20 protein-coding genes and 4 tRNA genes are annotated in these 25,564 nt (G+C 60.5%); 17 read left to right on the forward strand and 7 right to left on the reverse strand.

What is annotated here, in order from left to right:
- Window positions 1-77: 77 nt before the first annotated feature.
- Window positions 78-308 (forward strand): hypothetical protein, encoded by a 231-nt coding sequence (locus tag AC07XZ_RS18530; RefSeq protein ID WP_102686996.1) that lies wholly within the window; start codon window positions 78-80, stop codon window positions 306-308.
- Here AC07XZ_RS18530 and AC07XZ_RS18535 read toward each other — a convergent pair.
- The gene (locus AC07XZ_RS18535) at window positions 305-505 is read right to left on the reverse strand and encodes a hypothetical protein (RefSeq protein ID WP_007956421.1); all 201 of its coding nucleotides are present in this window, start codon (window positions 503-505) and stop codon (window positions 305-307) included. The two genes, AC07XZ_RS18530 and AC07XZ_RS18535, sit on opposite strands and share 4 nt — an antisense overlap.
- Before the next feature lie 112 nt (window positions 506-617).
- On the reverse strand, window positions 618-1,814 hold the full coding sequence (locus AC07XZ_RS18540) for an amino acid aminotransferase (protein WP_102686997.1): 1,197 nt from the start codon (window positions 1,812-1,814) through the stop codon (window positions 618-620).
- A gap of 335 nt (window positions 1,815-2,149) precedes the next feature.
- On the opposite strand from AC07XZ_RS18540, the gene uvrB reads away from it, so the two are divergent.
- Window positions 2,150-4,165, forward strand: a complete 2,016-nt coding sequence (uvrB, locus tag AC07XZ_RS18545) for an excinuclease ABC subunit UvrB (RefSeq protein WP_011333338.1) — start codon at window positions 2,150-2,152, stop codon at window positions 4,163-4,165.
- A 60-nt stretch (window positions 4,166-4,225) separates the two neighbouring features.
- Here the strand turns inward: uvrB and AC07XZ_RS18550 are convergent, their stop codons facing one another.
- Together AC07XZ_RS18550 and AC07XZ_RS18555 are read right to left on the reverse strand one after the other, a co-directional pair.
- Window positions 4,226-5,776: an MDR family MFS transporter gene (locus AC07XZ_RS18550; protein WP_102686998.1), complete on the reverse strand. Its 1,551-nt coding sequence runs from the start codon at window positions 5,774-5,776 to the stop codon at window positions 4,226-4,228.
- Complete coding sequence (locus AC07XZ_RS18555) at window positions 5,766-6,815, reverse strand: HlyD family secretion protein (RefSeq protein WP_102686999.1); 1,050 nt, start codon at window positions 6,813-6,815, stop codon at window positions 5,766-5,768. The genes AC07XZ_RS18550 and AC07XZ_RS18555 overlap by 11 nt, the downstream gene beginning before the upstream one ends.
- 230 nt (window positions 6,816-7,045) lie before the next feature.
- Between AC07XZ_RS18555 and gltX the strand changes: the two genes are divergently transcribed.
- The 12 genes from gltX to AC07XZ_RS18615 all read left to right on the forward strand — a co-directional run bounded on the left by gltX (window position 7,046) and on the right by AC07XZ_RS18615 (window position 16,474).
- Window positions 7,046-8,527: a glutamate--tRNA ligase gene (gltX, locus tag AC07XZ_RS18560; protein ID WP_007956429.1), complete on the forward strand. Its 1,482-nt coding sequence runs from the start codon at window positions 7,046-7,048 to the stop codon at window positions 8,525-8,527.
- 202 nt (window positions 8,528-8,729) lie between these two features.
- A tRNA-Ala gene (locus tag AC07XZ_RS18565) sits at window positions 8,730-8,805 on the forward strand.
- A 79-nt stretch (window positions 8,806-8,884) separates the two neighbouring features.
- A tRNA-Glu gene (locus tag AC07XZ_RS18570) sits at window positions 8,885-8,960 on the forward strand.
- Window positions 8,961-9,013: 53 nt separating this feature from the next.
- Window positions 9,014-9,089, forward strand: a tRNA-Ala gene (locus AC07XZ_RS18575).
- 78 nt (window positions 9,090-9,167) lie between these two features.
- A tRNA-Glu gene (locus AC07XZ_RS18580) sits at window positions 9,168-9,243 on the forward strand.
- A 183-nt stretch (window positions 9,244-9,426) separates the two neighbouring features.
- On the forward strand, window positions 9,427-9,966 hold the full coding sequence (locus AC07XZ_RS18585; protein WP_007956432.1) for a TetR/AcrR family transcriptional regulator: 540 nt from the start codon (window positions 9,427-9,429) through the stop codon (window positions 9,964-9,966).
- Window positions 9,967-9,996: 30 nt separating this feature from the next.
- The gene (locus AC07XZ_RS18590) at window positions 9,997-10,830 is read left to right on the forward strand and encodes an alpha/beta fold hydrolase (protein WP_102687000.1); all 834 of its coding nucleotides are present in this window, start codon (window positions 9,997-9,999) and stop codon (window positions 10,828-10,830) included.
- A 47-nt stretch (window positions 10,831-10,877) separates the two neighbouring features.
- Entirely contained in the window at window positions 10,878-11,339 is a 462-nt protein-coding gene (locus tag AC07XZ_RS18595; RefSeq protein WP_102687001.1) for an acyl-CoA thioesterase, read from the forward strand.
- A 35-nt stretch (window positions 11,340-11,374) separates the two neighbouring features.
- The gene (locus AC07XZ_RS18600; RefSeq protein ID WP_085747839.1) at window positions 11,375-12,334 is read left to right on the forward strand and encodes a tRNA dihydrouridine synthase; all 960 of its coding nucleotides are present in this window, start codon (window positions 11,375-11,377) and stop codon (window positions 12,332-12,334) included.
- A gap of 121 nt (window positions 12,335-12,455) precedes the next feature.
- Window positions 12,456-12,899 (forward strand): Hsp20 family protein, encoded by a 444-nt coding sequence (locus AC07XZ_RS18605; protein WP_011333344.1) that lies wholly within the window; start codon window positions 12,456-12,458, stop codon window positions 12,897-12,899.
- Window positions 12,900-13,085: 186 nt separating this feature from the next.
- A complete protein-coding gene (locus tag AC07XZ_RS18610; RefSeq protein WP_102687002.1) occupies window positions 13,086-13,781 on the forward strand; it encodes a DUF1266 domain-containing protein in 696 nt (231 codons plus the stop codon).
- Window positions 13,778-16,474: a J domain-containing protein gene (locus tag AC07XZ_RS18615; protein WP_102687003.1), complete on the forward strand. Its 2,697-nt coding sequence runs from the start codon at window positions 13,778-13,780 to the stop codon at window positions 16,472-16,474. Before AC07XZ_RS18610 ends, AC07XZ_RS18615 begins: the two co-directional genes overlap by 4 nt.
- Here the strand turns inward: AC07XZ_RS18615 and AC07XZ_RS18620 are convergent.
- The 3 genes from AC07XZ_RS18620 to AC07XZ_RS18630 form a co-directional block, all read right to left on the reverse strand.
- Entirely contained in the window at window positions 16,471-18,162 is a 1,692-nt protein-coding gene (locus AC07XZ_RS18620; protein WP_102687004.1) for a molecular chaperone HscC, read from the reverse strand. The genes AC07XZ_RS18615 and AC07XZ_RS18620 overlap by 4 nt on opposite strands.
- Before the next feature lie 108 nt (window positions 18,163-18,270).
- Window positions 18,271-21,549: a bifunctional diguanylate cyclase/phosphodiesterase gene (locus AC07XZ_RS18625; RefSeq protein WP_085747835.1), complete on the reverse strand. Its 3,279-nt coding sequence runs from the start codon at window positions 21,547-21,549 to the stop codon at window positions 18,271-18,273.
- A gap of 68 nt (window positions 21,550-21,617) precedes the next feature.
- Window positions 21,618-22,508 (reverse strand): LysR family transcriptional regulator, encoded by an 891-nt coding sequence (locus AC07XZ_RS18630; RefSeq protein WP_007956444.1) that lies wholly within the window; start codon window positions 22,506-22,508, stop codon window positions 21,618-21,620.
- Between the two features lie 140 nt (window positions 22,509-22,648).
- On the opposite strand from AC07XZ_RS18630, the gene leuC reads away from it, so the two are divergent.
- The 3 genes from leuC to AC07XZ_RS18645 are packed head-to-tail and all read left to right on the forward strand — an operon-like array spanning window position 22,649 to window position 25,523.
- Complete coding sequence (leuC, locus tag AC07XZ_RS18635) at window positions 22,649-24,067, forward strand: 3-isopropylmalate dehydratase large subunit (RefSeq protein WP_011333350.1); 1,419 nt, start codon at window positions 22,649-22,651, stop codon at window positions 24,065-24,067.
- 11 nt (window positions 24,068-24,078) lie between these two features.
- A complete protein-coding gene (gene leuD / locus AC07XZ_RS18640) occupies window positions 24,079-24,723 on the forward strand; it encodes a 3-isopropylmalate dehydratase small subunit (protein ID WP_007956446.1) in 645 nt (214 codons plus the stop codon).
- A gap of 35 nt (window positions 24,724-24,758) precedes the next feature.
- Entirely contained in the window at window positions 24,759-25,523 is a 765-nt protein-coding gene (locus AC07XZ_RS18645) for a class I SAM-dependent methyltransferase (RefSeq protein WP_102687005.1), read from the forward strand.
- Window positions 25,524-25,564 lie beyond the last annotated feature (41 nt).

Consider the following 25,564-nt stretch of genomic DNA (forward strand, 5'->3'; position numbering starts at 1 on the left):
CGCTGCCGGCCATTCGCCGAAAAGGTACGCGCCATGAATAGCCCCATCCTCACTCATCGTCCTGTCGAGGTGTTCGCATGAGCACCGCACAAATCAGCCTGCCCAAAGGCGTCGGTACACACGCCGAAAAGCTTTTCGACGCGATCACTCAGGCCGCCACGGCTGAAGAGCTGAACCGTGCAGGCGGCAAGGCCGAAGGTTTTGTCCTCGGTCTGGAAAGCACCAAGGCCATCAAGAGCCAGATCGCCGAATCGCTCTACGTCGTTTATGACGATGCGGCGACTCAGCGTGCAGCGGAACTGGCTTAACCGCCGAACGTGAAGGTGCCGAGCATCAGTTTGGCGTACAGCATCGTTGCGCCCAGTTGCACCAGCCACAGCGCCAGCCCGCCGAGAAACACCCCGGCCGCGACTTGCAGCACCAGGTTGTTGCCGCGTTTGGCCGGGGCGCGGGGGATGAAGTCATCCAGATCGTCGCGGTCGGCGCGCAGGTCATCGTTTTTCATGTCGTCTCTCTGAAATATCGTTTGGGTGCAGTCTAGAGGGTGTATCGGTTTTTCTTTAGACAAATAAAAAACGGGAAGCCCGAAAGCTTCCCGTTTTTAGTGCCGCGTCGGGTCAGATGACCTGAACGATGGCGTCCGTCACGGCTTCGATGTTGCTCTGGTTCAGCGCGGCGACGCAGATGCGGCCGGTGTCCAGGGCGTAGATGCCGAACTCATTGCGCAGGCGGTGAACCTGTTCGGTGGTCAGGCCGGAGTAGGAGAACATGCCGCGCTGACGACCGACGAAGCTGAAGTCACGCTGCGGGGCTTTCTTCGCCAGCAGAGCAACCATCTGCTCGCGCATGCCGCGAATGCGCAGGCGCATTTCAGCCAGTTCGGCTTCCCACTGAGCGCGCAGTTCCGGGCTGTTCAGCACAGCGGCAACGATGCTTGCGCCGTGGGTCGGCGGGTTGGAGTAGTTGGTGCGGATCACGCGTTTGACTTGCGACAGGACGCGGGCGCTTTCTTCTTTCGATTCGCTGATGATCGACAGTGCACCGACACGCTCGCCATACAGCGAGAACGACTTGGAGAACGAGCTCGAGACGAAGAAGGTCAGGCCGGATTCAGCAAACAGACGCACGGCAGCGGCGTCTTCGGCGATGCCGTCACCGAAACCCTGGTAAGCCATATCGAGGAACGGCACGTGACCTTTGGTCTTGACCGCTTCCAGCACGTTGTTCCAGTCCGCCGGGCTCAGGTCGACGCCGGTCGGGTTGTGGCAGCAGGCGTGCAGCACGACGATCGAGCCGTTCGGCAGGGCGTTGAGGTCTTCCAGCAGGCCGGCACGGTTCACGTCGTGGGTGGCGGCGTCGTAGTAGCGGTAGTTCTGCACCGGGAAACCGGCGGTTTCGAACAGGGCGCGGTGGTTTTCCCAGCTCGGGTCGCTGATCGCTACAACGGCATTCGGCAGCAATTGCTTGAGGAAGTCGGCACCGATTTTCAGTGCGCCGGTCCCGCCGACGGCCTGAGTGGTGACAACGCGGCCAGCTGCAAGCAGTGGCGAATCATTGCCGAACAGCAGCTTTTGCACGGCCTGGTCGTAGGCCGCGATGCCGTCGATTGGCAGGTAGCCGCGCGAGGCGTGCTGAGCGGCGCGAATTGTTTCGGCTTCGATGACGGCGCGCAGGAGTGGAATTCGCCCCTCTTCGTTGCAGTACACACCCACCCCAAGGTTGACCTTATTGGTCCGGGTATCGGCGTTGAATGCTTCGTTGAGGCCCAGGATTGGATCGCGGGGTGCCATTTCGACAGCGGAGAACAGGCTCATTTTTACGGCAGCTCTATTGGAGAGTGGAGGGACGTGTGGCGCTCCAGCCGAATGCACTAGAGCGGTGCACAAACGGGGAGCTAGTATAGAGGCCATCATCGATCAATGGCGACAGGCGAATCGGCTTTTAAGGTAAGTTTTTCCGATTATTTCTCGACCGTTAGTCGAATGAGCTTGTCGGAGACTTTACCGGATGTAGGACGTTTGCCTTGAAAGGCGAGGCAATCGGCTCCACATTCAGCACAATCTTCGTTTTTCCTTGCGCGACATCGGTCGTTTGCGGTCTTTCTCGTGGTGCTGCGGTTACCCGCCGCATCGCGATTCCAGAGGTGTTTATGTCTGAATTCCAGCTCGTCACCCGTTTCGACCCTGCCGGCGATCAGCCTGAAGCCATTCGCCTGATGGTCGAAGGCATCGAAGCCGGGCTGTCGCACCAGACGCTGCTCGGGGTGACCGGGTCGGGCAAGACCTTCAGCATCGCCAACGTGATCGCCCAGGTGCAGCGTCCGACGTTGGTGCTGGCGCCGAACAAGACCTTGGCCGCGCAGTTGTACGGCGAGTTCAAGTCGTTCTTCCCGAACAACGCCGTCGAGTACTTCGTTTCCTACTACGACTACTACCAGCCCGAAGCCTATGTGCCGTCGTCCGACACCTTCATCGAGAAGGATGCGTCGATCAACGACCACATCGAGCAGATGCGTCTGTCAGCGACCAAGGCATTGCTCGAGCGCAAGGACGCGATCATCGTCACCACGGTGTCGTGCATCTACGGTCTGGGCAGCCCGGAAACCTATTTGAAAATGGTCTTGCATGTCGATCGCGGCGACAAGCTCGACCAGCGTGCGCTGGTGCGGCGCCTGGCCGACCTGCAATACACCCGCAATGACATGGATTTCGCCCGTGCGACCTTCCGGGTGCGCGGCGATGTGATCGACATCTACCCGGCGGAATCCGACCTTGAAGCGATCCGCATCGAGTTGTTCGATGACGAGGTGGAAAGCATTTCCGCGTTCGACCCGCTGACCGGTGAAGTCATCCGCAAGCTGCCGCGCTTCACCTTCTATCCGAAGAGCCACTACGTGACGCCGCGGGAAACCCTGCTCGACGCCATCGAAGGGATCAAGGTCGAGTTGCAGGAGCGCCTCGAGTATCTGCGCAACAACAACAAATTGGTGGAAGCCCAGCGTCTTGAGCAGCGCACCCGGTTCGACCTGGAGATGATCCTCGAGCTCGGCTACTGCAACGGCATCGAAAACTACTCGCGCTATCTGTCGGGTCGTCCGGCCGGCGCTGCGCCGCCAACGCTCTACGATTACCTGCCGGCGGATGCGCTGCTGGTAATCGACGAATCCCACGTCAGCGTGCCGCAAGTCGGCGCGATGTATAAGGGCGACCGTTCGCGTAAGGAAACCCTGGTTGAATACGGCTTCCGCCTGCCATCGGCACTGGACAACCGGCCGATGCGCTTCGACGAGTGGGAAGGAGTGAGCCCACAGACGATTTTCGTCTCGGCCACGCCCGGCAACTACGAAGCCGAACACGCCGGTCGGGTGATCGAACAGGTTGTGCGCCCGACCGGTCTGGTCGACCCGCAGGTTGAAGTGCGCCCGGCGCTGACTCAGGTCGACGATCTATTGTCGGAAATCACCAAGCGCGTGGCGGTGGAGGAGCGAGTGCTGGTCACCACGCTGACCAAGCGCATGGCCGAAGACCTGACCGATTACCTGGCCGATCACGGCGTGCGCGTGCGTTATCTGCACTCGGACATCGACACCGTCGAGCGGGTCGAAATCATCCGCGACCTGCGTTTGGGCACGTTCGATGTGTTGGTGGGGATCAACCTGCTGCGTGAAGGTCTGGACATGCCGGAAGTGTCGCTGGTGGCGATTCTCGATGCGGACAAGGAAGGCTTCCTGCGTTCCGAGCGCTCGCTGATCCAGACCATCGGCCGGGCTGCGCGTAACCTCAATGGCCGGGCGATTCTCTACGCGGACCGGATCACTGGTTCGATGGAGCGGGCGATTGGCGAGACCGAGCGCCGTCGCGACAAGCAGATCGCCTTCAACCTGGCCAACGGCATCACGCCGAAGGGCGTGTTCAAGGACGTCGCCGACATCATGGAAGGCGCCACCGTGCCCGGCTCGCGCAGCAAGAAGCGCAAAGGCATGGCCAAGGCCGCCGAAGAGAACGCCAAGTACGAAGCCGAATTGCGCTCGCCGAGCGAGATCACCAAACGCATTCGCCAACTGGAAGAGAAGATGTACCAGCTGGCCCGCGACCTGGAATTCGAAGCGGCAGCACAGATGCGCGACGAAATCGCCAAGCTGCGTGAGCGGCTGTTGGCCGTTTAACGGATCGTTCCCACGCTCTGCGTGGGAATGCAGCCCTGGACGCTCTGCGTCCGCTCAAGGTTAATGTGCCTCGCCGGCCTTCAGTCCGGCGGGCAATTTCTTGGTCAGCAAAATCGCAAACATGCTGATGCCCAGCGCAATCCCGACAAAATGAAACGCATCGTTGTAGGCCATGATCAGCGCCTGCTGATGCACGATCTCGCTCAACTTGCCCAACGCCGCCGTGTCACTGCCGAAACGATCGGTCATCGACGCCAGGCGTTCGGCCACCTGCGGATTGGTCGGCACCACCGCTTCGCGCAGGTAATCGAAGTAGGTCTTGGTGCGCGCGTCCAGCAGGGTGGCGAGCAGGGCGATGCCGATGGCGCCGCCGAGGTTGCGCAGGATGTTGAAAAGGCTCGACGCCGAACCCGCGTCCTGCGGCAGGATATAAGCCGTGGCGATCAGCGAAATGGTCACCATGATCAGCGGCTGGCCCAGCGCGCGGATGATCTGGATCTGGTTGAACTGCGGCCCGGCGAAATCCGGGTTGAGCACGCCGGAGGAAAAACTCGCCAGCCCGAACAGGCCGAAACCGATCGTGCACAGCCATTTCGGCGAGACGAATTTCATCAGCTTCGGCACCAGCGGAATCAGGAACAGCTGCGGCACGCCCATCCACATGATCACTTCGCCGATCTGCAAGGCGTTGTAGTTCTGGATCTGCGCCAGATACAGCGGCAGCAGATAGATCGAACCGTACAGCCCGACGCCCATGCCGAGGCTGGAAATACTCGACAGCCCGAAGTTGCGATTGCGCAGAATGCCGAGGTTGATCAGCGGATTGGGCTTGGAAATCTGCACGATTACGAAGGTGATCAGGCTCAGCAGGGCGATGCTGCCCAGCGTCACGATCAGGCTCGATTCCAGCCAGTCCTTGCGATGACCTTCTTCAAGAAACACCTGCAGGCAACCGAGGCCGACACCCAGGGTGAGAATGCCGGTGTAATCGGTGCTTTTCAGCAGCTCCCAATGCGCTTCTTTCTTCTCCAGCCCGTACATCAGCCCGGCGATCATGATCAGCCCCGGCGGGATGTTGATATAGAAGATGTACTCCCAGCCCCAGTTTTCCGTGAGCCAGCCGCCGAGGGTCGGGCCGATGGACGGGGCGAAGGTGGCGGTCATGGCGAACATTGCCATGCCTTTGGCCCGGTGGTGTTCCGGGAGCTTGATCAGGGTCAGGGTGAAAGCCAGCGGGATCAGCGCACCGCCGGTGAATCCCTGCATGGCGCGAAACACGATCATGCTCTCCAGGCTCCAGGCCATCGAGCACAACAGCGACGAAATCAGAAACCCCAGCGACACCCACACTGCCAGCCGTCGGGCCGACAGCAACTGCACCAGCCACGCCGTCAGCGGAATCATGATGATTTCCGCCACCAGATAAGACGTCGAAATCCACGAGCCTTCTTCAAGGGTCGCCGACAGGGCGCCCTGAATATCCTTGAGCGAGGAGTTGGTGATCTGGATGTCGAGCACCGCCATGAAGGCGCCGAGCATTACGCTCATCACCGCGATCCAGTCCCGCCGGGTCGGTTCGCCGACCGGGCGGATCAGTGAATCACCGGCCATTGTCAGGGGCGTCTTTGATGTTCACGGTGGCGGTGACGGACATGCCCGGACGGATCTTGCCGTGCAGCGGGTTATCGGCCTTGAAGGTCAGCTTGACCGGAATCCGCTGCACGACCTTGGTGAAGTTGCCGGTGGCGTTGTCCGGCGGCAACAGGCTGAACTGCGCGCCAGAGGCGGCGAACAGGCTGTCGACCCGGGCCTCAATCGGCGTATCGCCATAGGCGTCGAAGAGCAGTTCGGCCTTCTGACCCGGCTGCATGTGGCCGATCTGGGTTTCCTTGAAGTTGGCCTGCACCCAGATGTCCTCGTCCGGAACGATCGACAAAAGATACGCGCCGGCCTGTACCACCTGACCATTGCGCGCGGCACGCTGGCCGATCAGGCCGCTGATCGGCGCGTGGATTTCGCTGCGGGTCAGGTTCAGTTCGGCCTGGGCGAGGTCGGCGCGGGCGTTGGCGATCTGCGCGTCGAGGCGTTTGATTTCGGCGGTCAGTGCGTTGACCTGCTGGCGCTGGCTCTGGGCATCGGCCTGGGCCTTGGCCACTTGCGAGCGGGCGATGTGGGCGTCGGCGGAGAGGGTGGTGACCCGCTCCTCGGAGACGTAGCCGGGTTTGCGCAGGGTTTCTGCCCGCGACAGATCCATCTGCGAGCGCCCGAGCGTCGCCTGGGTAGTGGCGACCTGCGCTTCGCTGGCGGCGATCAGGCTCGATTGCTGAGTCAATTTGCTCTGAGCCTGCAGGCGTTCGGCTTCGCGGGTGGCGAGGGCGGCATTGGCGCGATCGACGGCGAGGCGGAAATCATTCGGTTCGAGACGGATCAGCAACTGGCCTTTTTCCACGTGCTGGTTGTCCTGCACGAGCACTTCCTCGATGCGCGCGCTCAACTGGCTCGACACGCGGGTAATTTCACCCTGGACATAGGCGTTGTCGGTGCTTTCATAAAAGCGTCCCTTGAAAAACCAATGGGCGAAAAAGCCCCCGGCAATCAGCAGGACCAGCAACAGGAAAATGAACAGGCGACGCTTGAGTTGGGCAGGCATGGGCAAACTGTAGTCGAGGAATTGTAAGGAAAGTTATCAGCAGGCGAATCTGGCATACAGCCGATGAGCGGTAAATGCCGTTTGTTGATATTCGGCCATTCACCACGGCCAGCGGGCGTTCCAGACGCAACCTTGGCTTAAATGCCCTGCCCGCTGGAGCGGGGCGGGTGTCGCCTGTTACCATTCGCCGCTTGATCGTTCTTTGCTTTTCATTCTTTTCGAGACATGCCATGACCACCGTCCGCACTCGCATCGCGCCATCGCCTACCGGGGATCCCCACGTAGGTACCGCTTACATCGCACTGTTCAACTACTGCTTTGCCAAGCAGCACGGCGGTGAGTTCATCCTGCGGATCGAAGACACCGATCAGTTGCGTTCGACCCGCGAGTCTGAACAGCAGATCTTCGACGCCCTGCGCTGGCTGGGTATCGACTGGAGCGAAGGCCCTGACGTTGGCGGCCCGCACGGCCCGTACCGTCAGAGCGAGCGCGGCGATATCTACCAGAAGTATTGCCAGCAACTGGTCGACATGGGCCACGCCTTCCCGTGCTTCTGCACCGCCGAAGAGCTGGACCAGATGCGCGCCGAGCAAATGGCACGCGGCGAAACCCCGCGTTACGACGGCCGTGCGCTGCTGCTGTCCAAGGAAGAAGTCGCCCGTCGCCTGGCTGCCGGCGAGCCGCACGTGATCCGCATGAAGGTGCCGAGCGAAGGCGTCTGCGTGGTTCCGGACATGCTGCGTGGCGACGTCGAGATCCCGTGGGATCGCATGGACATGCAAGTGCTGATGAAGACCGACGGTCTGCCGACGTACTTCCTGGCCAACGTGGTTGACGATCACCTGATGGGTATCACCCACGTGCTGCGCGGTGAAGAATGGCTGCCGTCGGCGCCGAAACTGATCCTGCTCTACGAGTACTTCGGCTGGGAACAACCGGAGCTGTGCTACATGCCGCTGCTGCGTAACCCGGACAAGAGCAAGCTGTCCAAACGCAAGAACCCGACTTCGGTGACGTTCTACGAGCGTATGGGCTTCATGCCTGAGGCGATGCTCAACTACTTGGGCCGCATGGGCTGGTCGATGCCGGACGAGCGCGAGAAGTTCTCGCTGCAGGAAATGGTCGACAACTTTGACCTCAAGCGTGTGTCGCTGGGCGGTCCGATCTTCGACATCGAGAAACTGTCGTGGCTCAACGGCCAGTGGCTGCGTGATCTGCCGGTGGAAGAGTTCGCCGCTCGCGTGCAGAAGTGGGCGTTCAATTCCGAATACATGATGAAGATCGCGCCGCACGTTCAGGGCCGTGTCGAAACCTTCAGCCAGGTTGCACCGCTGGCCGGGTTCTTCTTCGCCGGTGGCGTGAATCCGGATGCCAAGCTGTTCGAATCGAAAAAGCTTTCGGGCGATCAGGTTCGTCAACTGATGCAGTTGATCCTGTGGAAGCTGGAAAGCCTGCGTCAGTGGGAGAAAGACAGCATCACCGCGACGATTCAGGCGGTGGTCGAATCCCTCGAGCTGAAGCTGCGTGATGCAATGCCGCTGATGTTTGCCGCGATCACCGGGCAGGCGAGTTCGGTGTCGGTGCTCGATGCGATGGAAATCCTCGGGCCGGACCTGACCCGTTTCCGTCTGCGCCAGGCAATTGACCTGCTGGGCGGTGTGTCGAAGAAAGAAAACAAAGAGTGGGAAAAGCTGTTGGGCGCCATCGCCTGATTGCGTTTGACTCTGCAGGACGCACCGAAGGTCAGGATCTTTTGATCCTGTCCTTCGGTGTTTTCCCCCGAATTTACGGGGGGAGGGCGGTAAGTGATTGTAATGCCGACAAAAAATTTTGATTTTTTTCAAAAATAAGTTTGACAGCCTTTCGATACGCCCTTAAGATTCGCCCCGTCCTCAGCGATGACATCAACGATGAGGGGCTATAGCTCAGCTGGGAGAGCGCTTGCATGGCATGCAAGAGGTCGACGGTTCGATCCCGTCTAGCTCCACCAATTTAAACTTCGAAGCCTGGCCACACCGGCTTCGAAGCGATCAACACTCAGCGTTGATCAGTTGTATAGAAGGGTTTGCGTCCCCTTCGTCTAGTGGCCTAGGACACCGCCCTTTCACGGCGGTAACAGGGGTTCGAGTCCCCTAGGGGACGCCAGTTTTACAGAAGCGATGTTGCAAGATGTCGCTCCGCCGAGAGGCGAAAAATCCGGGGCTATAGCTCAGCTGGGAGAGCGCCTGCATGGCATGCAGGAGGTCAGCGGTTCGATCCCGCTTAGCTCCACCAATTTACAGTTCAAGGTCTGGCCACACCGGCCTTGAATCGATCAGTACTCAGCGCTGATCAGTTGTATAGAAGGTTTGTGTCCCCTTCGTCTAGTGGCCTAGGACACCGCCCTTTCACGGCGGTAACAGGGGTTCGAGTCCCCTAGGGGACGCCACGATTACCCGCTCTGCGGGATTTTATAAGGGTCATTCAATTATTGAATGGCCCTTTTGTTTGTCTGGCGTTTGGCCAAATCCTCTTTTTCCTTAACACTGTGCTTCAGACCAGCGGTCACGCTTGTGACTTGCGGAATATTATTATGAGAATAATATTGCTATCGTAATATTCGGAGGCGACGATGAACGACAAGAAAGCTCAAACCCGCGAACGCATTCTCAAGGCCGCCAGCGCTGCACTGATCCAGCGCGGCCCGGCTGAACCGAGCGTGGGCGAAGTGATGGGTGCAGCCGGCCTGACCGTCGGTGGCTTCTACGCCCACTTCGAAAGCAAGGACGCAATGATGCTTGAGGCGTTCAAGCAATTGCTCGGTCGCCGTCGCGACCTGATTGCCGACATGGACAGCGAGCTGACCGGTGAAGAGCGCCGCGCCCTGGTGGCGGCGTTCTACCTGTCGCGCAAACATCGCGATTCCAGCGATTCGGCCTGCCCGATTCCGGCCTCCATCGGCGAGCTTGGGCGGCTGCCGGAAGAATTCCGCATAGCGCTGAACGAGCACCTGGAACTTATGATTGCGCAGTTGGCTTCAAGCCCTGAAGACATCGATAAAGCGTTGGCCGACGTGGCCCTTATGGTAGGTGGTCTGGCGCTCTCAAGGGCGTTGGGACCTGGTGATTTATCCGATCGATTGCTGCGCGCTGCCAAGTCGGCGGTGCGTTGACCTGAAGGCTACAAGCCCGAGGAGAGAGCGATGAGCACGTTGAAGTGGGTTCGCGGCGTTAATGGCACCTTGGGCTGGTTCGCACCGAAACTGGTGGCGAGCAAAATGCGGCTGGCGTTCATGACGCCGCGCGCGAATGCACCGCGGGACTGGGAATTGCCGCTGCTGGCCAAATCCGAGCGCATTACCTTGCGTTTCGGTCTCTCGGCCCTGCGTTGGGGGCAAGGCCCGACTGTCTTGCTGATGCACGGTTGGGAAGGGCGGCCCACCCAGTTTGCTGCATTGATCACTGCGCTGGTCGAAGCGGGCTACACCGTAGTCGCGCTTGATGGTCCGGCCCACGGCCGCTCGCCGGGGCGTGAAGCCAATGTCGTGCTGTTCGCTCGTGCGATGCTTGAGGCCGCTGCCGAATTACCACCGCTGCAAGCGGTCATCGGCCACTCCATGGGCGGCGCCAGCGCCATGCTCGCTGTGCAACTGGGGTTGCGTACCGAGACCTTGGTGAGCATTGCCGCTCCGGCGCGAATTCTTGGTGTTTTGCGCGGATTTGCCCGCTACGTCGGCATGCCACCCAGAGCTCGTTCCGCGTTCATTCGCGAGGTTGAACAGGACGTCGGCATGCGCGCCGCCACCCTCGATGTCGCCCACTATCAACTGGATATACCGGGCCTGATCGTGCATGCCGAAGACGACACTTTCGTTTCAGTCAAGGAATCCCAACTGATCCACGAATCCTGGTTCGACAGTCGCTTGCTGCGTCTGGAAGCCGGCGGCCATCAACGCGTACTGGCCGACCCTCGGGTGATTGATGGCGTGTTATCACTGCTGGCCGGGCGCAGCCTTCAGGCGCGGCAATCGGCCTAGTCATCCGTTACACTGCCCCGGTTGAATCATTTGACCGGGAGTAGGGCATGGGCTGGGATCGGGCAACGCCGTTTACCATTGATCTGCAAGTGGGCGCCGAGGACATCGACGGGCTGGGCCACGCCAACAACGCGGTCTACGTGACCTGGCTCGAGCGCTGCGCCTGGCGCCACTCACAGCGTCTGGGTCTGGATCTGGTCGAGTACCGGCGTCTGGATCGGGCGATGGCCGTTGTGCGCCACGAAATCGATTACCTGGCCGCCGCCTACGAAGGCGACGAGCTGCAACTGGCGACCTGGATCGTCGATTGGGATCAGCGCCTGAAAATGACTCGTCACTTCCAGCTGATTCGCCCCAGCGACAACGCCACGCTGCTGCGCGCCCAGACCACCTTCGTCTGCATCGAGCTGTCCACCGGCAAACCCAGGCGCATGCCCGCCGAGTTCATCGAGGGCTACGGCCCGGCCATACAGACGGCGGACATGGGTTTCGCCCGCGAAACCCAGTAAACTGCCGCACGTTTTTCCTTGAGTGTGTGTTTCCCATGCAAATTGCTCTGGCGCCGATGGAAGGGTTGGTCGACGACATCCTGCGCGATGTCCTGACCCGTGTCGGCGGTATTGACTGGTGCGTGACCGAGTTCATTCGGGTCAACGATCAGTTGCTGACCCCGGCCTATTTCCACAAGTTCGGCCCTGAACTGCTCAACGGTGCGCGCACCGCTTCCGGCGTGCCGCTGCGCGTGCAATTGCTGGGTTCCGATCCGGTGTGCCTGGCAGAAAACGCGGCGCTGGCCTGCGAGCTCGGTTCTGAAGTGATCGACCTGAACTTCGGTTGTCCGGCAAAAACGGTCAACAAATCCCGTGGTGGCGCGGTACTGCTCAAGGAGCCGGAGCTGCTCAACCGGATCGTCGAGCACGTGCGTCGCGCCGTTCCTGCACACATTCCGGTTACCGCCAAGATGCGGCTGGGTTTCGACAGCCCGGACGGCTCGCTGGTCTGCGCCACGGCGCTGGCCGAGGGCGGTGCCGAGCACATCGTGGTTCACGCCCGGACCAAGGTCGACGGCTACAAGCCGCCAGCGCATTGGGAATGGATCCCGCGCGTGCAGGACGTGGTCAAGGTGCCGGTGTTTGCCAATGGCGACATCTGGAGCGTCGAAGACTGGCGCCGCTGCCGGGAAATCAGCGGCGTCGAAGACATCATGCTCGGTCGTGGTCTGGTGTCGCGTCCGGATCTGGCCAGGCAGATCGCCGCCGCCCGTGCCGGCGAGGACGTCGTCGAGATGACCTGGACCGAACTGATGCCGCTGATCCAGGACTTCTGGCTGCAAGCCAAAGCACAAATGACCGCGCGCCAATCGCCGGGCCGTTTGAAGCAGTGGTTGGCCATGTTGACCCGCAATTATCCCGAAGCCGTTGAGCTTTTCACCGTGCTGCGCCGGGAGACCGAGCCGGATCAGGTCTCGCGTTTGCTGGGTTTGCCGGTCGCCGAAGCCGCCTGAAAAAAATCTTCAAACGATCTCTTGAAAACAAAACGCAGGTCCCTATCTAAGGGTTACGCGATGCCGAATTCGGGTCGCGGAGACAAAAAAACTTGCTGATTGTTTTCAGGAGATTTGAATCATGAGTACTGCATTTTCCCTCGCTCCACTGTTCCGTTCTTCGGTGGGTTTCGACCGTTTCAACGACCTGTTCGAAACCGCTCTGCGCAACGAGCCAGGCAGCACCTATCCGCCTTACAACGTGGAAAAACACGGTGACGATCAATACCGCATCGTCGTGGCGGCGGCCGGTTTCCAGGAAGAAGACCTGGAACTGCAAGTCGAGAAAGGCGTGCTGACCATCAGTGGCGGCAAGCGTGATGCCAACGAAGGCGTCACGTTCCTGCACCAGGGCATTGCCCAGCGTGCATTCAAGTTGTCCTTCCGTCTGGCCGATCACATCGAGATCAAGGCCGCCGGCCTGAGCAACGGTCTGTTGAGCATCGACCTGTTGCGCGTGATCCCGGAAGAGGCGAAAGCCAAGCGTATCCCGATCAACGGAGCGCAGCCGGCTCTGCAACACTGAGTCACTTGCAGAAACAAATCGTCTGAACGGGCGATAAGCCGCTGAATGAAGGCCCCGATACGTCGGGGCCTTTTTTGTGGGCGCAAGAAAATGGCTGTTCGACTTTGCCGCCAGCGGCGGTTTCTCTACAATCCGCCGCAGTTTTGCCGACCCCCATCCTTATCGGTCGGCCTGGAGCCTTTTTTCATGGACGATATTCAACAGCGCTGGCTGTGCGCCCTTTCTGCGCCAATGGCAGCGCTCAACACCGGCGCCGGGTATGACGACCCTGCCTTCTGCGACGACCGCTATATCGACCTGAAAGGCAGCTGGGGAATCGATGACCGGCGACAATTGTTCGACATGCTTCAATGGATGACGGACGACGGACATGCCAAGCACCTGAGTGGCGCCTATTCGGCGTGGCAACGTTGTCTGCCGAATGAATGGCAACGCCTGCTCGAAGAGCTGAGCCCTCGCGAGCGTGTTCTGCATGAGTTTGCCAGTCGCACTTTTGGCGGTTGTGGTCCCGGAGGAATTTTGTCCTGGGACTACGGGCGGATGGGATTTCTCCTACGTTGCGCGGTGCGCAATCAGTGGATTGATCTGGCCGAAAGCAACTGGCTGCACAGTCGTTTGGCCGTCAGGGCGCAGTTTCACTACGGTAACTGGATGTCCTACTTCAATGGCTTTGTTGTGGGTCGCAGCTTTTGGTGCTGCCTGAACACAAGCGACGACGAGTTAGCCTGGGAGTTGGAGCGGCAGGGGGACAGTGCTCATAACCTGCGAATCACCCGCGGCCTCGCCCAGAACATCCCGCACTTTCTGGCCGACCTGCCCTGGCACATGGAAATTGATGCGTTACCCCGTCCGGCATCGCTCAAGGAGTTCGACTGGTCATGAGTTGCTGGATTCGCCTGGGCATCGAGCCCACCTCCGACGAAACCCGGATTCGTGATGCCTACCGCGCACGTTTGCCGTCGCATCATCCGGAAACCGATCCGGAAGGTTTTCAGGCGCTGCGTATGGCCTACGAAAACGCGTTGCGTCTGGCGCGGGAAGGCGAGGAAGAAGCGCCCGAGGAAGAAACTGAAGATTCAGGGCAGGAGGATGTCGAGGTCCCGCAGGCGTTCGTGGATTTCTGCGAATTACTTGACGATCCCGCGCGGCGGTTCAATGTCGGGGCATGGCAGGCATTTGTCCGGGCGCTGGATGAGCTGTCGCTGGAACAGCTCGATGAACTCAGTTGGGGGCTCTACCACCGGATGGCCGATGCCGGCCCGCTGTCTTACCGCTGCGCGAATTTGTTGGCCAAGCGTTTGGCCTGGCATCAGCAGTTACTGGATCTGGAATTCAACGACGCGCATCGGGTGGAAGCCTTTTTGCAGCGAATCGAAACGCCTGACCCGTTCGATACCGATCTGATGAGCGCCTGGTCAGTGGCTGCGCAAACCGAAACACTCTGGTACGCCCGCAGCCTCGACTTTATTTTCACCCAGCGTCCCCTCCATGAATTCGCCGACTTCGCCAGCCAGCACACCTGTCTGCCGTTGCCGGATGATGCTGTGTTCATGAAACGTTTACTGGTGCAGTTCACCCAAGCGGGCATCGGTGCACCGATATTTTTGCAGTGCTGTGTCGAAAAACAGCTGGAAGCACCGGATGACGTCGACTGGCTTTACCTGTTGGCGTGTCAGAGCAGTCTGCTGGGGCGGGACGATCAGGCATTGCCGTGCTGGATCAGGCTGTGGAACGAGTTCCGCCATCCTATGGCCGAAAGTCGTCTGCTGGAATTGTGCGCCAAGCGGCAACCGACTTTTCTGCCTCTGCTGATTCAGGCGTTCGATTGTCTGGGCGATTTCTCCGAGTGGCCTGCGGATCTCGGGGATGACGCGCAGGTATACGGCAGTCCGTCACAACGCCCCGAGACGCTGAACCGTTGGTTGGGTGTTGGACGGTTGAAGCTCGATAGCCTGGCGCAAAGTTTTGTCGATTGGCGCATGACAGGCGATGAACTCCCGTTGCTTGCCCAACTGCTGGGTGAGAATGCCGACAGCAGGCTGCTGCAACTGTACCGGCATGCCTGGGCGCTGCATCGCGGTGATGCGGTCTTGCTGCAGCGGATTCTGGATCAGCCGCTCCCGGTCGATGCGCTTGAATGCCTGGTGTTGAGCGGGTTCAAAGTTCAGGCCGGACAACATCTGCGCTGGTTGGAGAATGCGCCGATTGCGCAGGCTATGAGCGTATTCAGCGAAGCGGATTCAATATCGCAGCAATTGCCGCAGGCACTGACAACAGGCGAGCTGCACAAGGTCTGTCGTCTGTGGCTGCGTCGCTTGCGGCCCTACAGTGACACCGCCCTGGAGCGCATCGCAGAAGCGTTCAAATTGGGCGCCGTCAAAGACGACTGTGACTTGTCCGAGCTCGATCTGCTCCTTCAGTTGAGCCGTCGCGGGATAGGGTTGCCGCCGGTGGGGCTGGGCGAGGCTGCCTGGGAGTGGCACGTTCAAACCGTGTTTTTGCTGGCGTTGCTGGATCAGCCGGAGCGCTGGCTGCCAATGATCGATGGGCAGTGCCTGGAGCGTCTGCCGTTCAGTCCGGCTCATCCTTTGAGTCGACTGCAGCCACTGTTGCGGCGGTTGCAACGCGAGCAAGGCAATTGCGACGGTTTACTGGGCTGGCTGCAAGGCAATGATCCGGTGCACGGCTTGTTGGTGCAGCAATTGTTCAGCGTGCAGCAGGCACTCGACAGCGCCCGATTGCCTGCCAATACCCTGCTTTACACCTGCATCGAGAGCGACCGCGCTGCGTGTGGCGACGATCTGTTGGGGCTGTTGATGTTCTGGGGCGTGCTCTATCACGACCCGAGCCTGAGCGCCGAGCAGCATCGTGCCTTGCTGCAGTCCATCGCGGCAGTCAGTTGCGAGGATGACTGGTTCGAAGGGTTTCGTGACGGCTTGATCAAGGGCGAGCCGGTGTGGCCGCCGCGCAAGGTGTTGACGGATTTTGGGGTCGACAAACTGTTGGCATACGAAGCCCTCGATTCGCTCAAGGCCATGGTGCGCTATGGCGCTGCCGGAGTGCCGAAAACGCGAGTGCTGCGCCAATTGCAGCAGGGCAAGGATGACGTGAAGAACAGTATCGGCTTGCGCCTGGCGCTGTGTGCCTTGCTGTCCTGGTCGGAGCGTTTGATGTTGGCCAAAAGTGATATTCAGCCGGTGCCAGCAGGGGCGATCTGGCGCCTGGGGTCGCGGCTGGGGCGCAAGGCTTTTATCGCCCAGGTCCTGGGATGTGCGGTGATTACGCCGGTGGCAGGATTGATCAGCGGCACCACATTCTTTGGCATTCTGATCCTGTTACTGGGTGTTCTGCTGTTATTCGGCGCCACTCTGCGCCGTTTGCATGATATGGGACGAGGCCTGCCCACATTGCTGATATTCATGGCCTTGTCGCCGGTCTTGCCCTTCCTGCCGCTGCTGCTGTTCGGCTTTCCCGGTGACAAGTTGCCCAACCAGTACGGGGCACCACCGGACAGCGGCGGTGGTGAAATGCTGTCCGGTGGTTTGCAGGCTGCTCTGCGGCGACTCAACGGTTAGAGGCGCAGTTGGTCCAGCGCCTTGTTGAGCTCTGAGCGGTGGCTGGCGATCTCGGCCGGCTGCTGTCCGCCGAGTACCGTGGTGAAGTTGTGCAGCCACTCGGCAATGTGTTCGCGCTGCGTGCCCAGACTTTGCATCCATGCCCGCTCCAGACGGGCCAGCAGTGTGCGGTTGGGCAATGCGTCGCGTGGATGGACCTTCAGCGTCGACAGACGGTTATGGCTGTCTCTGCGTGCTTGTTCATTCAGCCCGGTGGGACTGCGGTCGATGCTGTGGCTGTGGCGTTCGCCGGTCTGGAGCAGCGTGACGTCGACCTCGAGTAAACCGTTGATGTCGTAACTGAAGCGTACGTCCAACTCCTGAATGTTATCGGTGGGCGTCAAGGTGACATCGAAAGCGTCAATGAGGATGTTGTCACGTACCCACGGCCGCTCACCCTGATAAACGGCAATGCGCAGCAGCTCCTGCCGGGGATGGGTTGTGTGGTAGCGCTCGACCCGTGACGTCGGGATGATGGTGTTGCGTTCGATGATCGGTGAAAAGGCGCCGTCGATGCCTTTGCCACGCATGGTTGCGATGCCCAGCGTATACGGGCAGACATCGGTCAGAATCAGTTCTTCGATCGCACCATCGCGCGCCTTGCAGGCCGCTTGCGTGGCCGCACCCAGTGCAACGAGGGTGTCGGGATCAAGATGTCGGTAGGGCAGGCGTCCGAACAGTGTGGCGACCAACTGTTGTACCGCAGGCATCCGCGTTGCCCCACCGACCAGCACCAGACTGTCGAGATCCCGTGGTTTCAGGCGCGCATCGCGCAGGGCCTGTTCGATCGGCGCGCGCAATCGTGCCAGCAACGGTTCCCAGATCTTCACGGCAGCGGCTTCATCCAGCGACCATTCGTACAGTTCGTCGGCATGGCGCCAGTTCAGCGATTGAGGTCCTTCGCCGAGTTTGCATTTGAGTTGTTCCAGGGCATCGCCCAGGCTGGCCATGCCTTGCGGATCAATCATCGACGGGGTCAGTTGCCAGCTTTTCAGACAGGCATTCAGCAGTGCAGCGGTAAAGTCCTCACCACCCAAAAAGTTGTCACCGGTGGACGCATGCACTTCAATCAGCGGCAACGCATATTCCAGCACCGTGACATCGAACGTCCCGCCGCCCAGATCGAAGATCAGCGTGCGTTCGAATTTTTGCTCGTGCAGGCCATACGCCATTGCAGCGGCGGTTGGCTCGTTGATCAGTCGGGAGACCTTCAGGCCCGCCAGTTCGGCGGCGAACAGGGTGCGTTTGCGTTGCTCGTCACTGAAATACGCCGGTACGGAAATCACTGCTTCAGAAACCGGATGACCGAGAAAGGCTTCGGCGTCCTGCTTGAGTGAGCCCAGCACCAGTGCCGACAATTCTTCCGGGCTGAAGGTTTTGGTGCCGAGTTCGATCTGCCGGTCGCTGCCCATGAATCGCTTGAACGCGGCGGTGGTGCGTTCCGGGTGGGTCGTCAGGCGTGCGCGTGCGGCTTTGCCGACCAGAATGGTCTCGTCTTCATCGAGGCTGACCACCGACGGGGTCAGTACCTCGCCGAGGGCGTTGGGGATCAATCGGGCCTGACCGTCCTGCCAGACGGCGATCAAACTGTTGGTGGTGCCAAGGTCAATGCCCAGCAGGGCCGGGCGGGGGAGGGTTGCATCCTGCATGATCAATCTCGAAACAGCGCGAAAAAACGCGACCCTACAGGTTGCCGCCAACCCTGGCAATTACCGGCCTGGCGACAATGCCTGCGGTAAGCGACCGCAGGTGTCTGGTCATTTCAGCAATCCCTTCAACCCTTCCAGCGGCAACGGCCGACTGTGCAGATAACCCTGATACAAATGACAGCCCAACCCCTGAAGGAAGGCCAGCTGTTCCGGGGTTTCCACGCCTTCGGCGATCACTTCCAGTTCCAGGCTGCGGGCCATGGCGACGATGGCGCGGATGATTTCGGCGTCGTTGGGGTCGGTGGTGGCGTCGCGGATGAACGACTGATCGATCTTCAGCGTGTCCACCGGCAATCGTTTCAGGTAGGTCAGCGATGAATAGCCGGTGCCGAAATCGTCCATGGCGAAACTCACGCCGAGTTTTTTCAGACGACGCATTTTGCTGATGGTGTCTTCCAGATTCTGAATGACGATGCCTTCGGTGATTTCCAGTTTCAGCAAGGAGCAGGGCAGGCCGTGGCTGCTCATGCTGCGCTCGATGCGCTCGACGAAGTCGTTCTGGCGGAACTGCCGGGGGCTGATGTTCACGCACAGGCTGAAGGCCAGAGGGTCGATCAGTTTTTCGGCGATCAATTGCTTGAAGGCTTCGCACGCCTCATCGAGGATCCAGGTGCCGACTTCCAGAATCAGCCCGCTGTCCTCCAGCACCTTGATGAATTCGGTGGGCGATTGCGCGCCGAGTTCCGGGTGATTCCAGCGCACCAGGGCTTCGGCGCCGATGATGCGGTTGTCCCGGGCGTCGATTTGCGGTTGGTAGTGCACGTCGAACTCGCCCCGGGACAGCGCCAGGCGCAGGTCGGTCTCCATGCGCAGCCGTTCGCTGGCCGCCTTTTGCATGGTGTTGTGGTACATCTGCGTGGTGTTGCGCCCCGAATCCTTGGCCCGGTACAGCGCAATATCGGCGCGTTTGAGCAGGTCGGTCGGGGTCGAGCCGTGATCGGGAATCAGCGCCACGCCGATGCTCGGCGTCACTTGCAGGCGCTGGCCGTCGAGGAACATCGGCTCTGACAGCAGTTCGCGAATGGTGTCGGCCAGCTCGCGTACCTGGGCGCTGACTTCGTTGCGCGTGCCTTCCAACCCACTGAGCAACACCACGAATTCATCGCCACCGAGCCGCGCCACTGTGTCTTCCATGCGCACGCTGGCTTCAAGCCGCGCGGTGATGATTTTCAGCACCGTGTCGCCGACCGGGTGCCCCAGCGAGTCATTAATGTGCTTGAAGTGATCCAGATCGAGAAACAGCAGCGCCCCGCGCAGGTTGTGGCGCTTGAGCAGGGCGATCTGCTGGCTCAGGCGATCCATCAGCAGTGCGCGGTTGGGCAGGTTGGTCAGCGGATCGTGATAGGCCAGGTGGCGAATCTGCGCCTCGGCGTTCTTCAGCAGGCTGACGTCCCGGGCGGTGAGCAGCAGGCAGGCGGTTTCGTTGAGAGTGATCGGTTCGACCGAGACTTCCACCGTCAGGATCTCGCCGCGCTTGTTGCGCCCGAGCATTTCCTGATGGTGCACGCGGCCCTTGATCTGCAGCTCGGCGAGCAGTGCCGAGCGTTGTTTTTCCTCGGCCCAGATACCGACCTGATACACGGTTTTGCCCACCACTTCGTCGGCGCGGTAGCCGGTGAGGCGGCAGAAACCGTCGTTGACCTCAAGATAACGTCCGGTGTCGCGCTCGGTGATGGTGATGGCGTCGGGGCTGGAGTGGAACGCCTTGGCGAATTTCTCTTCGCTGGCCTTGAGCGCCGCTTCCGAGCGCTGTTGCTGGGTGATGTCGCGCAGCGTGGTAACGATGCACGGCTGGTTGCCGACGCTGATCTGACGGCTGGAAATCACGCAGGTCAGCGACTGGCCGTCCTTGTGCTGGACGATGATCGCAACATTGCTCAGGCCCTGTTCGCGGATCACCCGTTCGATGCGTTGCAGGCTTTTCGCCGAGGCGTCCCACAGGCCGATTTCTTCGGCGGTGTGGCCGATCACATCGCTGGCGCTCCAGCCGAAGGTTTGGGAGAAACTGGAGTTGATCTCGATGAATTCCCCGGTTTCCTGACGCGTGACGCAGATCGGGTCGGGACTGACCTGGAACAGCGTGGCGAATTTCTCTTCCGAAGCCACCAGCCGTTGCTCGCGTTCAACCTGATCGGTGATGTCCAGCAGGGTGCCGGCCATCCGCAACGGTACGCCGTTGTCGTCGCGATAGAGGCGGGCGCGGCTTTCCAGATAACGCGAGCTGCCGTCGGGCAGTTGTACGCGGTAAGTCAGCTGGTAATTGCCGGCCGGGCCTTCGCGCAGGCTGCGATAGGCGTCGCGCATGCTGTCGCGCTCTTCGCCGGGGACGCCCTCGAAGAACTCTTCGAACGACTCATGGAACGGTTTTGGCTCCAGACCGTGTAATTGCGCAGCGCGGGCCGAGCCATAGAGCATGCCGCTGGGAATGTGCCAGTCCCAGGTGCCGAGCTGCGCCGAATCCAGCGCCAGGTCGAGGCGTTCCTGGCTGTCTTTCAGGGCATGTTCGGCGGCTTTGCGTTCAGTGGTGTCGAGGAAGGTACTGAGCAGGTACGGCTGGCCTTCGAGTTCGACCTTTTGCGCGCTAAGGATGCCGTCGTGGATCTGGCCGTTGCTGGCGCGAAACTGCACCTCCATGCTGATCAGTTCGCCCTTGGCCTTGGTCTTCTTGACCAGCTCGGCCCGTTGCTCGGGATGCACCCACAGGCCCAGTTCCAGGGTGGTGCGACCGATGGCGCTCTGCACCGGCCAGCCGAACAGGCTTTCGAAATACTGGTTGGCCTCGCTGATCAGGCCGTCTTCCTGACGGGTCAGCAGTACCATGTTCGGGCACAGGTGAAACAGTGTCGCAAAACGTTTCTCCGAACTGCTGAGCGCCTGTTCCCGTTGCCGCTGGTGGGTGATTTCGCGGATCACCCCGATCATTCGGGGGCGACCGTGTTTGTCCGGCAACAGGCTTCCGTTGATCTCCAGCCAGTGCAGGCTGCCGTCGGGCCAGCGGATGCGGTGGTGCATCGCCTGTTCCAGCGGCGCACCGGCAATCACCGCGTGGAAGGCGCGGATGGTTTTCGCCCGGTCTTCCGGCGGCAGCAGGTCAAGGTATTCCAGGTCTTCGGGCAGCGGTTGCCGCGGATCGAAGCCGAACAAGGCCTGAGTGCCGCGCGACCAACTGATCTGCCCGCGCTCGATGTCCCAGTACCAGGCGCCGAGGCGGGCACCGTTGAGCGCCGCGAGCAATTGCGGCGCGCTCTCCCAGCTCTGCTCGGATCGCCGTGGATCAATGGCCTGAATACGCGGCATCGGCGGAATACGGTCAACAGATTTCGGCATTGTTAAGGGGCCTTGAGCTGATTTGGGCGTTAGGCACAGGGACGGCAGCTCTATAGGAGTAGCACAAGTTAGCCGAGAGTCCCTGGCAGATCGATTTGAGCGTCCAGCAGGGCCATAAACGCCCGTGCAGCATTCGACAGCGTCCTTTCAGTGTGCAGGATATAGCCTAGCTGGCGACTGAGCTGTATGCCCGGTAAAGGTATGCGCGCCACCTGTTCATCGAGCATCGTGCGCGGCAAAACGCTCCAGGCCAGGCCGATCGACACCATCATCTTGATGGTTTCCAGGTAGTTGGTGCTCATGGCGATGTTCGGCGTCAGGCCCTGAGCCTCGAACAGCCGTTGGACAATATGGTGAGTAAAGGTGTTGCCGCCGGGGAAAACCGCCGGATGGCCGGCAATGTCCGCCAATGTGACGGCGCCGTTGCTTATCAACGAATGTTCCGGGGCGACCACGAAATCCAGCGGGTCATCCCAGACCGGCGTGGCTTTGACCAGCGTATGCGGCTCCGGCGCCAGGGTGATGACCGCCAGTTCCGCCCGGCCATGGAGAATTTCTTCGTAGGCCACTTCCGAGTCGAGGAACTGAATATCCAGCGCCACCTGTGGGTAGCGGCGGGTGTATTCCCTCAATAAGGGCGGCAAGCGGTGCAGGCCGATGTGGTGACTGGTGGCCAAAGTCAGTCGACCGGTGACTTCACCGGTCAGGTTGGTCAGGGCGCGACGGGTGTCATCGAGCACGTTGAGAATCTGGTAAGCCCTTGGCAGCAGGGCCCGGCCCGCCTCGGTCAGGCCTACTTCACGACCGAGGCGGTCGAACAGCCGCACATTCAATTGCTGCTCCAGCCCGGCGATGCGTTTGCTGATCGCCGGTTGCGTCAGGTGCAGCCGTTCACCGGCACCGGAGAAGCTTCCCGTCTCGGCAATCGCGATAAAAGCATTGAGGTTGGCCAGGTCCATGTTTGTATTCCAGTTGGTTATCCAAAGCATAAAAAATATGAATTTGAGTTATTTAATCTAACCCCATAGGATCGGCCTCACAAGCCAAAGGGTTATTGATAAGCCCAGGGCATAGAAACAAGCTGATGAGGAACCGTCTGATGGCCGGCAAAACGCTCTACGACAAGCTCTGGGATTCGCATTTGGTCAAGCAGCGCGACGATGGCTCGGCGCTGATCTATATCGATCGTCACATCATCCACGAAGTGACCTCGCCGCAAGCCTTCGAAGGCCTGCGTCTGGCCGGGCGAAAGCCGTGGCGCATCGATGCCAACATCGCCACCCCGGACCACAACGTACCGACCACCCCGGAGCGCAAGGGCGGCATCGAAGCCATTGCCGACCAGGTCTCGCGTTTGCAGGTTCAGACCCTCGACGACAACTGCGATGAATACGGCATCGTCGAATTCAAGATGAACGACGTGCGTCAGGGCATCGTTCACGTGATCAGCCCGGAGCAGGGCGCGACCTTGCCGGGCATGACCGTGGTCTGCGGCGACTCGCACACCTCGACCCACGGCGCGTTCGGCGCCTTGGCTCACGGGATCGGCACCTCCGAGGTCGAGCACGTGCTCGCTACCCAGTGCCTGGTCGCCAAGAAAATGAAGAACATGCTGGTGCGCGTCGAAGGCCAGTTGCCGTTCGGCGTGACCGCCAAGGACATCGTCCTCGCGGTGATCGGCAAGATCGGCACCGCCGGCGGTAACGGCCATGCCATCGAATTCGCCGGCAGCGCGATCCGCGACCTGTCCATCGAAGGCCGCATGACCATCTGCAACATGTCCATCGAAGCCGGCGCCCGCGTGGGCCTGGTGGCGGCGGACCAGAAGACCGTGGATTACGTCAAGGGTCGTCCTTTCGCACCGAAAGGTGCCGAGTGGGATCTGGCGGTCGAATCCTGGAAAGACCTGGTGTCCGACGCCGACGCGCATTTCGACACCGTGGTCGAGCTCGACGCCACGCAGATCAAGCCGCAGGTCAGCTGGGGCACTTCGCCGGAAATGGTCTTGGCCGTTGATCAGAACGTGCCGGACCCGGCTAAAGAGATGGATCTGGTCAAGCGCGACTCGATCGTCCGCGCCTTGAAATACATGGGTTTGACCGCCAATCAGGCGATCACCGACATTCAGCTCGACCGCGTATTCATCGGCTCCTGCACCAACTCGCGGATCGAAGACTTGCGCGCTGCGGCGGTGATCGCCAAGGGCCGCAAGGTTGCGTCGACCATCAAACAGGCCATCGTGGTGCCGGGCTCGGGTCTGGTAAAGGCGCAGGCCGAGGCCGAAGGTCTGGACAAGATCTTCCTCGAAGCCGGTTTCGAATGGCGCGAGCCGGGTTGCTCGATGTGTCTGGCGATGAACCCGGACCGTTTGGAGTCCGGCGAACATTGCGCCTCGACCTCCAACCGTAACTTCGAAGGCCGTCAGGGCGCCGGTGGCCGTACCCACCTCGTCAGCCCGGCCATGGCCGCTGCGGCGGCGGTGAACGGTCGTTTCATCGACGTTCGTGAATTGATCTAAAGGAGCGCAGCATGAAAGCTTTTACCCAGCACACTGGTCTCGTCGCGCCTCTGGATCGTGCCAACGTCGACACCGACCAGATCATTCCGAAACAGTTTCTGAAGTCGATCAAGCGCACCGGTTTCGGCCCGAACCTGTTCGACGAGTGGCGTTACCTCGATGTGGGTCAGCCGTATCAGGACAACTCCAAACGTCCACTGAACAAGGAATTCGTGCTCAACGCCGAGCGTTATCAAGGCGCCAGCGTGTTGCTGGCCCGCGAGAACTTCGGTTGCGGCTCCAGCCGTGAACACGCGCCGTGGGCGCTGGAAGAGTACGGTTTCCGCAGCATCATCGCGCCGAGCTATGCCGACATCTTCTTCAACAACAGCTTCAAGAACGGCTTGCTGCCGATCATCCTGAGCGACGCCGAAGTCGACGAGCTGTTCAAGCAGGTCGAAGCCGCGCCGGGCTATCAGTTGCAGATCGATCTGCACGAGCAGACCGTCACCAGCCCGAACGGCAAGGTCTACCGCTTCGAGATCGACGCCTTCCGCAAACACTGCCTGCTCAACGGCCTGGACGACATCGGCCTGACCCTGCAGGACGGCGATGCGATTGCCGCGTTTGAAGCCAAGCATCGCGCGAGCCAGCCGTGGTTGTTCCGCGACGCGTGAATCTGAAAGGTTGAAACCCAGAAAAGGACGTACCCATGACCAGCACCGCCCACAGTCAGGTTGTACAAAAGCAATTCGGTGAACAGGCCGCCGCCTACCTGAGCAGCGCCGTTCACGCTCAAGGCACTGAATTTGCGCTGCTGCAGGCTGAACTGACGGGGCAGGGCGAGGCTCGGGTGCTGGACCTGGGTTGCGGCGCCGGGCACGTGAGTTTTCACGTCGCCCCGTTGGTGAAAGAAGTGGTGGCGTACGACCTGTCGCAGCAGATGCTCGACGTGGTCGCCGCCGCTGCCGTTGATCGCGGCTTGAGCAACGTTTCCACGGTCAACGGCGCCGCCGAGCGCCTGCCGTTCGCCGATGGCGAGTTCGACTTCGTGTTCAGCCGTTATTCGGCGCACCATTGGAGCGATCTCGGTGTGGCCTTGCGCGAAGTGCGCCGGGTGCTGAAACCGGGCGGCATGGCGGCGTTCATCGATGTACTGTCGCCGGGCAGTCCGCTGTTCGACACCTATTTGCAGAGCGTCGAAGTGCTGCGCGATACCAGTCATGTGCGCGATTATTCGGCCGGTGAGTGGTTGCGCCAGGTCAGCGAGGCCGGTCTGCACACCCGCAGCACCACGCGTCAGCGCCTGCGTCTGGAGTACAACAGCTGGGTCGAACGGATGCGCACGCCTGAGGTGATGCGCGCCGCGATCCGCCAGTTGCAGCAATCAATGGGCAGCGAAGTGCGCGAATATTTTGAGATTGAGGCCGATGGTTCGTTCAGTACAGATGTACTGGTGCTCTGGGCCGAAAAGTAAGTTTCGAACGACAAGCATTTTTCCCGGCGCGCCCCTCGATG

This window comes from Pseudomonas sp. GW458-11-26-14-LB4, from assembly GCF_059423925.1.

What these genes read in the sequence shown, in the direction of transcription:
- AC07XZ_RS18530 (WP_102686996.1), top strand. Translation starts at nt 78, where the DNA reads ATGAGCACCGCACAAATCAGCCTGCCCAAAGGCGTCGGTACACACGCC.
- AC07XZ_RS18535 (WP_007956421.1), bottom strand. Translation starts at nt 505, where the DNA reads ATGAAAAACGATGACCTGCGCGCCGACCGCGACGATCTGGATGACTTC.
- AC07XZ_RS18540 (WP_102686997.1), bottom strand. Translation starts at nt 1,814, where the DNA reads ATGAGCCTGTTCTCCGCTGTCGAAATGGCACCCCGCGATCCAATCCTG.
- uvrB (WP_011333338.1), top strand. Translation starts at nt 2,150, where the DNA reads ATGTCTGAATTCCAGCTCGTCACCCGTTTCGACCCTGCCGGCGATCAG.
- AC07XZ_RS18550 (WP_102686998.1), bottom strand. Translation starts at nt 5,776, where the DNA reads ATGGCCGGTGATTCACTGATCCGCCCGGTCGGCGAACCGACCCGGCGG.
- AC07XZ_RS18555 (WP_102686999.1), bottom strand. Translation starts at nt 6,815, where the DNA reads ATGCCTGCCCAACTCAAGCGTCGCCTGTTCATTTTCCTGTTGCTGGTC.
- gltX (WP_007956429.1), top strand. Translation starts at nt 7,046, where the DNA reads ATGACCACCGTCCGCACTCGCATCGCGCCATCGCCTACCGGGGATCCC.
- AC07XZ_RS18585 (WP_007956432.1), top strand. Translation starts at nt 9,427, where the DNA reads ATGAACGACAAGAAAGCTCAAACCCGCGAACGCATTCTCAAGGCCGCC.
- AC07XZ_RS18590 (WP_102687000.1), top strand. Translation starts at nt 9,997, where the DNA reads ATGAGCACGTTGAAGTGGGTTCGCGGCGTTAATGGCACCTTGGGCTGG.
- AC07XZ_RS18595 (WP_102687001.1), top strand. Translation starts at nt 10,878, where the DNA reads ATGGGCTGGGATCGGGCAACGCCGTTTACCATTGATCTGCAAGTGGGC.
- AC07XZ_RS18600 (WP_085747839.1), top strand. Translation starts at nt 11,375, where the DNA reads ATGCAAATTGCTCTGGCGCCGATGGAAGGGTTGGTCGACGACATCCTG.
- AC07XZ_RS18605 (WP_011333344.1), top strand. Translation starts at nt 12,456, where the DNA reads ATGAGTACTGCATTTTCCCTCGCTCCACTGTTCCGTTCTTCGGTGGGT.
- AC07XZ_RS18610 (WP_102687002.1), top strand. Translation starts at nt 13,086, where the DNA reads ATGGACGATATTCAACAGCGCTGGCTGTGCGCCCTTTCTGCGCCAATG.
- AC07XZ_RS18615 (WP_102687003.1), top strand. Translation starts at nt 13,778, where the DNA reads ATGAGTTGCTGGATTCGCCTGGGCATCGAGCCCACCTCCGACGAAACC.
- AC07XZ_RS18620 (WP_102687004.1), bottom strand. Translation starts at nt 18,162, where the DNA reads ATGCAGGATGCAACCCTCCCCCGCCCGGCCCTGCTGGGCATTGACCTT.
- AC07XZ_RS18625 (WP_085747835.1), bottom strand. Translation starts at nt 21,549, where the DNA reads ATGCCGAAATCTGTTGACCGTATTCCGCCGATGCCGCGTATTCAGGCC.
- AC07XZ_RS18630 (WP_007956444.1), bottom strand. Translation starts at nt 22,508, where the DNA reads ATGGACCTGGCCAACCTCAATGCTTTTATCGCGATTGCCGAGACGGGA.
- leuC (WP_011333350.1), top strand. Translation starts at nt 22,649, where the DNA reads ATGGCCGGCAAAACGCTCTACGACAAGCTCTGGGATTCGCATTTGGTC.
- leuD (WP_007956446.1), top strand. Translation starts at nt 24,079, where the DNA reads ATGAAAGCTTTTACCCAGCACACTGGTCTCGTCGCGCCTCTGGATCGT.
- AC07XZ_RS18645 (WP_102687005.1), top strand. Translation starts at nt 24,759, where the DNA reads ATGACCAGCACCGCCCACAGTCAGGTTGTACAAAAGCAATTCGGTGAA.